The sequence below is a fragment of the Kribbella turkmenica genome (assembly GCF_004348725.1).
GTDB lineage: Bacteria > Actinomycetota > Actinomycetes > Propionibacteriales > Kribbellaceae > Kribbella > Kribbella turkmenica.
Genome location: NZ_SMKR01000217.1, coordinates 1 through 10,904, shown reverse-complemented (window position 1 = coordinate 10,904; position 10,904 = coordinate 1). Strand labels below are relative to the sequence as shown.

At 70.3% G+C, this 10,904-nt stretch carries 10 protein-coding genes; 3 read left to right on the top strand and 7 right to left on the bottom strand.

The window, feature by feature from the left end; genetic code table 11:
- Positions 1 to 1,128, bottom strand: a 1,128-nt coding sequence (locus tag E1218_RS32450) for an MFS transporter (protein ID WP_267900343.1), incomplete at its 3' end; no start/stop codon positions are given.
- A 139-nt stretch (positions 1,129 to 1,267) separates the two neighbouring features.
- Here E1218_RS32450 and E1218_RS32445 point away from each other — a divergent pair.
- The 3 genes from E1218_RS32445 to E1218_RS32435 all read left to right on the top strand — a co-directional run bounded on the left by E1218_RS32445 (position 1,268) and on the right by E1218_RS32435 (position 3,947).
- Complete coding sequence (locus tag E1218_RS32445; RefSeq protein WP_202866311.1) at positions 1,268 to 2,245, top strand: ArsR/SmtB family transcription factor; 978 nt, start codon at positions 1,268 to 1,270, stop codon at positions 2,243 to 2,245.
- 26 nt (positions 2,246 to 2,271) lie between these two features.
- Positions 2,272 to 2,910 carry a DUF1345 domain-containing protein gene (locus tag E1218_RS32440; RefSeq protein ID WP_202866310.1) on the top strand — a complete coding sequence of 213 codons (639 nt, stop codon included), beginning with the start codon at positions 2,272 to 2,274 and terminating at the stop codon, positions 2,908 to 2,910.
- A gap of 68 nt (positions 2,911 to 2,978) precedes the next feature.
- On the top strand, positions 2,979 to 3,947 hold the full coding sequence (locus E1218_RS32435; RefSeq protein ID WP_233712614.1) for an EamA family transporter: 969 nt from the start codon (positions 2,979 to 2,981) through the stop codon (positions 3,945 to 3,947).
- A gap of 98 nt (positions 3,948 to 4,045) precedes the next feature.
- Here E1218_RS32435 and E1218_RS32430 read toward each other — a convergent pair whose 3' ends face one another.
- The 6 genes from E1218_RS32430 to E1218_RS32405 form a co-directional block, all read right to left on the bottom strand.
- Positions 4,046 to 5,209, bottom strand: a complete 1,164-nt coding sequence (locus E1218_RS32430) for an alanine--tRNA ligase-related protein (RefSeq protein ID WP_132326864.1) — start codon at positions 5,207 to 5,209, stop codon at positions 4,046 to 4,048.
- Between the two features lie 196 nt (positions 5,210 to 5,405).
- A complete protein-coding gene (locus E1218_RS32425) occupies positions 5,406 to 6,524 on the bottom strand; it encodes a glycosyltransferase family 4 protein (protein ID WP_132326863.1) in 1,119 nt (372 codons plus the stop codon).
- Complete coding sequence (locus tag E1218_RS32420) at positions 6,521 to 7,765, bottom strand: M48 family metalloprotease (RefSeq protein WP_132326862.1); 1,245 nt, start codon at positions 7,763 to 7,765, stop codon at positions 6,521 to 6,523. The genes E1218_RS32425 and E1218_RS32420 overlap by 4 nt, the downstream gene beginning before the upstream one ends.
- The gene (locus E1218_RS32415; RefSeq protein WP_132326861.1) at positions 7,758 to 9,233 is read right to left on the bottom strand and encodes a hypothetical protein; all 1,476 of its coding nucleotides are present in this window, start codon (positions 9,231 to 9,233) and stop codon (positions 7,758 to 7,760) included. The genes E1218_RS32420 and E1218_RS32415 overlap by 8 nt, the downstream gene beginning before the upstream one ends.
- Before the next feature lie 97 nt (positions 9,234 to 9,330).
- Positions 9,331 to 10,380, bottom strand: a complete 1,050-nt coding sequence (locus E1218_RS32410) for a C40 family peptidase (protein ID WP_132326860.1) — start codon at positions 10,378 to 10,380, stop codon at positions 9,331 to 9,333.
- Between the two features lie 216 nt (positions 10,381 to 10,596).
- Complete coding sequence (locus tag E1218_RS32405) at positions 10,597 to 10,785, bottom strand: hypothetical protein (protein ID WP_325052872.1); 189 nt, start codon at positions 10,783 to 10,785, stop codon at positions 10,597 to 10,599.
- Positions 10,786 to 10,904: the final 119 nt, after the last annotated feature.

The window sequence follows — 10,904 nt, the reverse complement described above, 5'->3', positions numbered from 1 at the left end:
CAGGACGATCGTCGTACCGAGGATGCCGGCGAACGCGATGGTCAGGTTCGGTCTGACGCACGTGCCGACGAGGCCCGCCAGCGCGATGCTCAGGCCCTGGATCGCCATCAGGCCGCTGGTCTGGACGGTGAAGAGCCGCCCGCGGTACGCCGGGTCGACGGTCGCGAGGATCATCGGGTCGATCGCCTGGTTGAAGGCGTACCCGGCGCCGGAGGCCGCCAGCAGGACAGCCGCGACCGCGACCGGCGGCGTTGCCAGGAAGGCGATCGCGGGCACCTGACTCGCGATCAGCAGTGGGACGACGAGCCGTCGCCGCACGGAAGGGGTGAACCGTGCGACGACGAGCTCGCCGAGTACGGTGCCGGCCGCGTAACCGGTGAACAGGGCGCCGGCCGAGGTGGCCGCGGCGCCGGTCTGAGCGGTGTAGGCGACCGCCAGACCGTCGGGGACCGACGAGAAGGCGGGCGCCACCCAGGTCAGCAGGATCAGCGTGCGCAGCCGCCGGGTGGTGAACAGGTAGCGAAGCCCGGTCAACGAGTCGCTGACCGTGTTCCGCTGCTGCTCCCCCGGCGGCGGCGTGTACGGCGTACCGACGCCGATGAGCAGCGCGGACGCGGCGAAGGTGACGACGTCGAGCGCGAGCAGCCAGGTCGGTCCGATCGCCGCCACCGCGATGGCGCCCAGCGCGAACCCGGCCAGCACCGTCACCTGGCTGATTGCCCGGAGCAACGAACGACCGATCGGGAAGAGCCCGGCCGGAAGCAGGTGCGCGAGGCTGGCGGCGCGGGCGCCGGCGAAGATCGGTGCGACGATGCCGGTCAGCAGCAGCAGTCCCAGCAGGGCGCCGACCGGCAGACCGGGGATCAGCATCAGGCCGATGCACAGCGCGCTCAGCAGGTCACAGATCACCAGCACCCGGCGCGCCGGGAAGCGGTCGGCGATGGATGACAGCACGATCCCGCCGAGGGCGTAGGGCAGGAACGAGCACACCAGCACCAGGGCCGACAACAACGGCGACCCGGTCCGCTCGAACACCAGGATCGACAATGCCACCTGCGCCGCGACGGTCCCCACCATCGAGACGGTGTGCGCGACGAAGATGCTTCGCATCCCGGGAACTGCCAGCACCGCCGCGTAACCGGTCCTCGGGATCGGCCCGGGTGAGGCGGAGCCGGGTGCTGGCCGGCGGCTGGTGGTCACCGGCCGAGCGTCTCCGGTCCGGCCGGGCCGGGAGTAGAGTTTTGGTTGTGGCCGAAAGTTCAAGGCGATGACCGTACTGCGCTTCACGCAAGGCGATGCGCTGCGCTGCCGGTTCGGCGCCTCCCCGCTGTGGGAGACGATGTCGGCGGTGCGGGTACTGCACGGGTCCCGGCACCGGCCGCTGTACTCGCCGTGGGTCGCGGCCAAGGCCGAGGCGGCCGCCTCGCTGGACCTGCGCGGGCTGAAGGCGTTGCTGCCGCGGGTCGGCTTCACGCCGGACTTCCTCACCCCGCCGCCGAAGGCCTCCCGGGCGAAGTTCGCCACCGAGATCGCCCGGGTCCGCAGCGCGCCGCTCGACCGGGTGCGGACCGAGCTGATCCGGTCGCGGGACGAGCTCGACAACCCCGGCGCGGCTGAGATCGACCGGATGCTGACCGACCTGCCCGGCACCCGGGAGCGGCTCGCGGACGAGATCGAGAGCGCCTGGACCACCCTGATCCGGCCCGACTGGCCGCTCATCAGCCGCGTGCTCGAGGACGACATCGCCTACCGCGGCCGGCAACTCACCGACGGCGGTTTGGCGGCGCTGTTCGACGACCTGCATCCGACGCTGACCTGGGAGGACGACCGCCTGATCGCCACCCGGTACCGCGAACCGGGCCGCGAGCTCACCGGTCAGGGTCTGCTGCTCGTGCCCGGGGTCTTCGCCTGGCCGTACCTGGTGATGGTGGTCGACCCGACGTACCAGCCCACGGTCGTCTACCCGGCGCGCGGCGCGGCCCGGCTGTGGTCGGACGCGCCCGCTCCACCGGACCCGCTCGCCCGTCTGCTCGGCCGCACTCGCGCCACTCTTCTGGTCGCCTTGGATCCGCCGGCGACGACGAGTGCGCTGGCCGAGCAGTACGGACTCGCTCTGGCCACGGTCGCCGAACACCTCGCCGCGCTGCACGGAGCGGGGTTGGCGACTCGGCGCCGTACGGGTCATCAGGTGCACTACCGCCGTACCGACGTCGGACAAGCAGTGGTCGACGCCTCCGTCGGATAGTGGCTCCGCAGGGTCAGAATGCTTTGGTGACCCACATCAGAAGATGGCCGGCTTCGCTGGCGGTCGTGGTCGTCCTCGTCCTGCAACTGCTCGTGCCGACCGAGATCGTCATGTTGCCGCGATGGACCCTGCCGGCACTCGGTGCGGCGCTGCTGCTACCGCTCGTGTGGGCCAACCCGTTTCATCTGCGCAGGGACGAGCCCTGGCTGCGGTGGGTCGAACTGGTGCTGCTGGCCGTCCTGGTGCTCGTCAACGCGCTGTACCTGGGCGGGCTCATCTTCTACCTGGGTTCCGGCGACGCGAACGACGGCATCGTGCTGGTGAAGGCGGTGCTGCTGATCTGGGTGACGAACGTGGTCGCGTTCGCGGTCTGGTACTGGGAGATGGACCGCGGTGGCCCGTTCGCGCGGGCCCCCGAGCACGAGCGCGAGCCCGAACGGGCCGACCTGCTGTTCCCGCAGATGACCGTCGACCTGCCCGGCTGGGAGCGCTGGCTGCCCGGGTTCACCGACTACCTGTTCGTCGCCTTCACCGCCGCGACGGCGTTCAGTCCGACCGACACGATGCCGCTGACCGCACGGGTGAAGACGCTGATGGGCATCCAGTCGGCGATCTCGCTGCTCACCGTCGCGGTCGTCGCCGCCCGCGCCGTGAACGTGCTCTAAGCCTGCTGTGATCGCCTCCCGAGAAAGCATCTCGACAGAGATGTAATGGGCATGAGAATGTTATGCCCATGTACAGCACGAAGTCGGTGGGGCTCGGTTTCGCCGTGTTCTCGGCGGTCACGTTCGGTGGTTCGGGGCCGTTCGCGAAGGCGCTGATCGGGGCCGGTTTCACTCCCGAACAGGCCGCCTGGCTGCGGATCCTCGGCGCCGCGGCCCTGCTCGTCCCGCTCGTGCTGATCTTCCGCGGGCTCAGCGGGCTGCGGGCCGCCCGGACCTCGTGGCGGGCCCTCGTCCTGTACGGCCTGACCGGGATCGCGGGGTGCCAGACGCTCTTCTTCATCGCGGCCAGCCGGCTGCCGGTCGGGGTCGCGCTGATGCTCGAGTTCACCGGCCCGGTGCTCGTGGTCGCGTACCTCAAATTCGGGCAGCGGATCGCCGTACCGCGGACGGCCGCGGTCGGCGTCGGGATCGCGCTGCTCGGCCTCGCGACGGTCGTGGAGATCTGGTCCGGACTCAAGCTCGACGTGGTCGGCCTGGTCGCCGGACTCGGTGCGGCCGCGTGCCAGGCGACGTACTTCATCCTGATCGACAAGCTGACCGGGGCCGCGGACCCGTTGGTGATGACAGCTGCCGGAAGCGTCGTCGGCGCGGTCGTGCTGACCGTGATCTCGGCGCCCTGGGGCGTCCCGTGGCACGCGCTGGTCGAGACGATCGCGATCGGCGACCGATCGGCGCCGGGCTGGGTGCTGGCCGGCTGGCTGATCGTCGTCAGCACGGTCGTCGCCTACCTCGCCGGCGCCGCCGCCGTGCAACGGCTGTCCGCCGCGGTGGGCGGTGCGGTCGCGTACGTCGAGGTCGTTGCCGCCAGCATCTTCGCCTGGATCCTGCTGAACGAGACCCTGCGGACCAACCAGATCGTCGGCGGCGTGATCGTGCTGGCGGGTGCGTTCGTCGCCCAGTTCTCCGTCGGCAAGGTCGCCCCGCCGGAGATCCCGGACTCCGACACCCCGCGCACCCTGGACCCCGCCGGCGTCTGACCGGGGGCTGACACCGGATCCGGAGCCCGAGCACAGGTTGTTCCCTGTCCACGGCCCCGGGATCCTGGCCCGTCCCCCGGTGCTCGCCGTACCTCGGCCTAGGCGGTGGGCTGCAGCAGGGAGTCGACCAACTCCCGGGGCAGCCCGTGGGTCTCGTGCAGGTACTCGTAGTCGGTGTCCTCGAGGGACTTGTGGAAACGCTCGTGGCTGAGCACCCTCCGGCCGCGGTCGAGCAGGTTGCTGAACCGGATTTCCTCGTCGATCAGGATGCGGCGGACCAGCGTCACCGTCTCGCCCTGGTGGAAGTGGTTCAACGTGTGCTCGAACAGCTCCATCGGCAGGTCGGACAGCGTCCGGGATTCGTCGTCACGCCACAGGACGGTCAGCACCCGGCGGATCAGCCGGCGCAACACGTAGCCGCGGCCGGTGTTCGACGGGTGCACGCCGTCGCCGACGATCACGATGCTGGACCGCAGGTGGTCGATGACGATCCGCTGCGACTGCTCGTCCAGCCGCCACAGCCCCGGGACGATCCGCATCCACGGCTCGAACAGCGAGGTCTCGTACACCGAGTCCTTGCCCTCCAGCAGCATCGTCAGCCGCTCGAGACCGAGCCCGGTGTCGACGTTCTGCTGGGTCAGCGGCTCCAGCGAGCCGTCGTCGTGCCGCCGGTAGCGCATCATCACGTGGTTCCAGACCTCGACCCAGCGCTTGTCCGTGCTCGGCGTACCCTCCGGATCACCCTCGCCGGTCCAGACGAAGATCTCCGAGTCCGGGCCGCACGGTCCGGTCGGGCCGTTCGACCACCAGTTGTCCTCGGTGGTCAGCTCGATCGGCAGGCCGAGCTCCTGCCAGGTCCGCAGCGACTCTTGGTCCAGCGGGACCTGGCCGTCGCCGCCGAACACGGTCACGTACAGGTGCCCGGGGTCGATGCCGAAGTGCCGGGTGAGCAACTCGTGGCCCCAGCGGAGCGTCTGGCTGCTGCCGTAGTCGCCGAGCGACCACGAGCCGAGCATCTCGAACACGGTCAGGTGGGCCGGATCCCCCACCTCGTCGAGGTCGGTGGTGCGCAGGCATCGCTGGATGCCCACGAGTCTGCGCCCCAGCGGATGGGGTTCCCCTTCCAGGTACGGCGTCAGTGGATGCATCCCGGAGGTCGTGAAGAGCACCGGATCACCCAGCCGCGGAATGAGCGTGGACCCGGTGGTCGGGACGTGGCCGCGGTCGAGGAAGAAGTCGATGAAGGTCCTGCTGATGTTCATGGTCCTGGTCCTGTCGTTCGAGGGACCGGAAACCAGACCACCAGGCTGCGGAAACAACAACACCGGCGAACCGTTTCCGGTCGCCGGGTGGGAGGTCGAGAAGTCAGGCAGCGGCAGCCGGAGAGCGATGAGCTCGTACGGCTGCGGCAAGTCGGGACACCTGATGCATGTCGACCAGAGTACACGATCCTTGGAACTAGGTGTCCAGCAATTCCCTGAGGGTCGCTCCGCTGCGTGCCCACGACCAGTGCTCGCGAGCCCAGCCGCGTCCCGCTTCGCCCATCGCCTTGGCCTGTGCGGGATCGGTGAGCAGCTCGACGAGACGAAGGGCGACGGCCGGCGGGTAGTACGGGTCGACCAGGTAGCCCGTCTCGCCGTGCCGGACTGTGTCGGCCGCTCCCCCGGAGTCGCCGACCACGACCGGCTTGCCGGTGGCCGACGCCTCCAGCATGACGATCCCGAGCGCCTCCGGCTCGAACCCGAACCGCCGGGTCCGGCACGGCATCGCGAACACGTCCGCGGCATCGACGTACGGCGGGATGTCCGTCCACGGCAACGGGCCGGTGAACACCACCGAGGAGGCGACGCCCGTGGACTCCGCCAACGCCTCCAGCCGTGCGCGATCCGAACCACCGCCGACCAGCAACAGGACCGCCGACGGTACGGCGGCCAGCACCCGGGGCCATGCCCGGATCAGCGTGTCCTGTCCTTTCCGCGGGACCAGCCTCGACACACATGCGACCACCGGCACGCCCTCGAGCCCGAGCCCCTTCCGGACCTCCTCTCCCCCACACTCCGGGGAGAACCGGTCCGTGTCGACCCCGGGCGTCAGCCGCCGCATTCGCCGTACCGCGGCCGGGGACAGAGCCGGCGCGATCTGCTCCTCGCACCACGACGAGACCGTCGTCAGCGTGTCGGCCGCATCGCCGATCCGCCGCAACGCCTGACGCGCTCCCGGTACGCCGGCCCACCACGTCTCGTGCCCGTGCGTCATCGCCACGATCCGCCGTGCCCCCGCCCGTCGCAGCGCGGGCCCCATCAGGCCGAGCGGCGCGGCGGCCCCGAACAGCACCCGGTCCGCGCCGTGCGCACGCATCAGCCGGACGGCGTTCCTCGTGACCCGGGGCGTCGGCAGCAGGACCGCCGTACGGTCGCGGACGACGGTGAACGGCAGGTCGGCGTCGTACGTCGTGTCGCCCGGCGAACGGGACGTGTAGACCACGACCTCGGGCAACTCGTCGCACAACGAGCGGACGAACGTCTCGATCCCGCCCTGGCGAGGCGGGAAGTCGTTGGTGACCACGAGGACGGTCATCGGCGAACCAAGGGCGGCACGGGCGTGCCCTGCTCGTCGCCCCAGGCGCGACCCATCGCGATCCGCTCGGGTGAGGTCGGGTGGCTGGCGAACATCCAGTACCGCCAGCGGCGCGGGTCCAGCCCGGAGATGTTCGTCACCGCCAGGTGGTGGTGCAGGGCGACGAAGTTCCGCGGGTCTGCGGTGAGCCGCAGCGAGTGGTAGTCGGCGCGAGCCTCGATCCGGCGGCTGACCAGGTTCTGCACCGGGGCGGCGAGCGTCGTCCCGGCGACGATCATCGCCAGCAGCAACGCGGTCCGGCGCGGGTCGGACATCCGTGCCCCGAGCAACAATTTCAGTAGCAGCACGGCGAACGCCGAGCCGAGCACACCGATCAGGGTTCCGTGCAGGACGTCGTCCTCCGCGGCGTGGCCGAGCTCGTGCGCGACCACGAGCCGGACCTGCGCGGGCGGCGCGTCCCTCAGCAAGGTGTCGTAGACGACCAGCCGCCGGGTCGAGCCGAAGCCGGAGACGTACGCGTTCAAGGCCGTCGTCCGCTTGGACGCGTCCGCCACCAGGACGTCCCTGACCGGTACGCCGTCGTCCGCGGCCAGCTTCATGAAGTCGTCGCGCTGCGCGCCGGCGGGCATCGAGGTGAACTCGTTGAACCGCGGCTCGACCAGCACCGGGTACGCGAACGACACCCCGAGCACGAGCACCGCACCGGCGATTGCCGCAGGCAACCACCACCAGGTGCGCCAGCGCTTCGCGAGCCCGATCAGACCGACCGCGATCACCGCGAGCGCGAGCGACATCAACAGCCAGTTGACCGCGCGGTCGCGGGTCCACAGCCCCCAGTCCTGCACCGACAGACCATACTTGCGGCTGACCCGCTCGGCCATCACGTCGGTCGGCACGGTGACGACGCTGGTCAGCAGTCCGAGACCGGCGACGAGCAGCGGTACGGCGACCCACCACCGGCGGCTGCGGATCACGTCGTAGAGGTGACGGCCGATCGGGCTGAAGCCGATCACCAACGGCACGAGCACCGACAGCACCCAGGAAGTCGTTGACCACGGCAACAACTCGTGCCGGAACGCGTTCTGCCGGGCGATCTCGGCAGCGGTGAAGTCGAGCGCCGGATCAGCCGGTGGCAGGCCGATCAGGTGCCACGGCGTGGTGACCCCGATGACGACGGCGAGGGCGACAGCGAGCACGACGGCGACCGCGGGTGGTGTCCACCGGGCGGCCGCCTCAGACACCGGCGAGCCTCTTCAGGTACTGCTGCCACTCGGCGACGAACTCCTGCTCGGTCATCCCCAGGACGGACTTGAACGCGTCGGCCAGGCCGGTCGAGCTCTTCGACGCGTGGACCGCCCGGTAGAACTTGACCAACGTGCTCCGGCCCTCCCGTTCGGCGATCAGCCGGCAGGCCAGCCACGCCGACTCGTACGCCTGCGGCAGCTCCGCCGACGACGCGGCGAACGCCTCCGGGCCCGGCAGCGCGGACGGCACCTTGCCGGCCCGGATGGCCTTGAACAGTTCCTTCGCCGCCGACTCGTCCTGCACGGGTACGGCGTTGAACGCGACGTAGTCGGCGAAGCCCTCGGCCAGCCACAACGGCACCGGGGACGCGGTCGCGGTCGACGCGACGTGGGTGGTCTCGTGCGTCAGCACGATCTTGCGGCCCTGTTTGCCGAGCTCGTCGAACAGCTTGGGGTTCGCCACGATCCGCACCGGCGCGCCGGCCTGCGGCGTGTCCAGCTCGGCCATCGTGACCGCCGCGATCTGGGTGTAGGTGTTCGGCTGCGCGCCGAGCACGTACTCCATCTGGGCCTGCTTGGCCGGCAGGTAGACGACCACCTTCCGCCGCCAGTTCCGGCCCCAGACCTTGCTGACCGAGTCGACCGCGCGGTCGGTGGCCGACACGTAGCTCTCCGCGTCGGCGTCCGGGTCGAGGCTGATCACCAGACTGTGATCACCCTTGGCCACGTCGAGCGGACCGAGTGTCCAGATCGGCCGCCGCTGACCGGCGACGAACCGCTCCGAGAACGACGCGGCGTACGTCGTCCCGTCCCGGGTGACGAACGTCACGGGCAGGGTTTCGCGGGCCGGCTTCGTGTCGTACCCGGACAGCTGCCACGAGACCTCGACCTGGGCGAGCCAGGACTCGGTGCCGCCGAGCGCCGTCCGGCGCTCGGGCGTGAGGGCGCCGGTGTCGTCGCTCACGTAGCGGAGCCGGACGCCGGTGACCGGGAGCTTGTCCAGGTTCGCGAAAATCGTCCGGGCGCTCTCCCGGAACTCGGGCGCCTTCGGGTCGACCGTCGCCAGGAACGCCGACCGGCTGTCGCCCTCGATCGCGGCGGCCATCTTCTGCAGTACGGCGCCGCCGGCGCTGGCCCGCCGTACGCCTTCGGCGGCCTCGTCCGGGGTCGCCGACGTCTGCGGGGACGCCGCGGTCGTCGGCGCACCTGGATCCGTCGGGGCGTCCGCGATCTGGCGCAGACCGGCGTACCCGGCTCCGGCGACCAGGGAGACGGCCACGCCGAGCGCGACCTTCTTCACGATCGGTCCGAACGCCGGCGGGACCCCACCACCGCCGGTCCGCTCGGCACGGCCCGTGGGCGGACGGTCAGCGGGCGGCGGCACCGCGGGCAGGGGGACCGTGTCGCTGTGTTCGTCGATCACCTCGGCCCCTCGCTGCTCACCTGCCCCAGTCAGGCGGGACACTACGTGCCTCCTCTGACAGTAGAGCACTCGGACGGTGGCCGAACGACTCGGCTCCGGGGTGAGACCCCGGAGCCGACGAGTATGACAACGGCGCGGTTCAGCCCGGACGAACCGCGGTGGTGTACGGCATCTGGTCGATCGGGTCGGTCTTCACCGGCTTGCCCGGGCGGGGAGCGTGCACCATCCGGCCGTTGCCGATGTACATCCCGACGTGGCTGATCGGCGAGTAGAAGAACACCAGGTCACCGGGCATCAGCTGGCTCTTGCTGACCCGGCGGCCCTCACTGGCCTGCGCCTTCGACGAGTGCGGCAGGGAGACGCCCGCCTTGCCCCAGGCGTACAGCATCAGGCCGGAGCAGTCGAACGAGTTCGGGCCCTCGGCACCCCAGACGTAGGAGTCGCCGAGCTGCGCCATCGCGACCTGGACCGCGGTCCCGGCGCGACCGTTGGCCGGCACCGGCAGGTCGTCCATCCGGTCGCCGTCACGGCTCGGGCGCTCGTCCCGGGCCTCCTCGGCCTCGCGCTCGTTCTCCTCCTGGATCCGGGCCCGCTCCTCGTCGCTGAGCTTGTCGAGCACCTTCTCGGCGGCGTCCAGGTTGGTCTGGATCTGCTTCTTCAGCGCGTCCTGCTGCGCCTGCACAGCCTGCAGCGCAGCCAGCTCGGTCTGCTCGCTGGCCTGCAGGTCGCCCAGCTTGCCCTGGGCCTGCTGGTAACGGCGGAGCGCCGAGTTCTGCTGGCCGGCGAAGGCCTGGGCGGTGGACGCCTGGCTGAGGAACTGGTCGGGGTTCGTCGAGAGCAGCAACTGCGCCGTCGTCGTCATCCCGGAGGTCTGGTAGCCGGCCACGGCGAGCGAGCCGATCTGCCGCTTGACGGCATCCACCTGGCTCTGCTGCTTGGCGATCGCCGCCTGCAAGGCCTTCACCCGGGCGCCGGAGACGCTGATCTGCCCGCGCAGGTCGTTGGCCGACTCACCGGCCACCTCCGCCTTGTGCTGCAGCGCCGCGACCTGCTTCTTCGCCTCGTCCAGGGTCGGCTTCGGATCGGCGCCCGCCGCTCCCTGGATGAAGATCACGCCCGCCACGACGGCGGTGCTGGTGATGGCGGCGAGGGCGATTCCCTTGGTGCGGTTGATGCGTCCGGTGGACACAGCCCGGTCGGTCCCTTCCTCTGCTCGCGCCGTCCCCATTGACCACGCCGGGTGCAGCGGAACCTACGCTGCGGGACCTGGCGGGTCACCCATCGGCTTCGTGCTGCCCGGTCGGTCTGATCGGCCGACACCCTGAGGCAACGAGAGGTAACAGTAGTGACCGTTTCGTGACCAGTGCAATTCGACCCTCGGGTTTGATCCAAAATTAACGAAGGATCACCCCAACCCAACGACCGTTTCGCCTTCCCCGTCAGGGGTTTCCGGCGGGACGCTGCTGACTGCGTGCACCAGGCGCAGCGGGGGAACCAGCCCGGACTCGGCCAGGGCGTCCAGGGCGGCCTTCTCGTCGTCGTCGATCCGGAGCGCGCCGGCCCGTTCGGCGGAGAAGCCCAGCACCACGGTCACCACACAGTCCTGGCAGCCGGGACCTCTCATCGCACATGCGTCGCAGTCGATCAGCACAACGTCCTCCAAAGTGGGGAAGCACCCGGACTTGCATCCGGCTGAGAAGGACGCTAGAGACC

Excerpts from the sequence above, each read along its gene's own strand:
- E1218_RS32445 (WP_202866311.1), top strand. The coding sequence starts at position 1,268 with ATGACCGTACTGCGCTTCACGCAAGGCGATGCGCTGCGCTGCCGGTTC.
- E1218_RS32435 (WP_233712614.1), top strand. The coding sequence starts at position 2,979 with ATGTACAGCACGAAGTCGGTGGGGCTCGGTTTCGCCGTGTTCTCGGCG.
- E1218_RS32430 (WP_132326864.1), bottom strand. The coding sequence starts at position 5,209 with ATGAACATCAGCAGGACCTTCATCGACTTCTTCCTCGACCGCGGCCAC.
- E1218_RS32425 (WP_132326863.1), bottom strand. The coding sequence starts at position 6,524 with ATGACCGTCCTCGTGGTCACCAACGACTTCCCGCCTCGCCAGGGCGGG.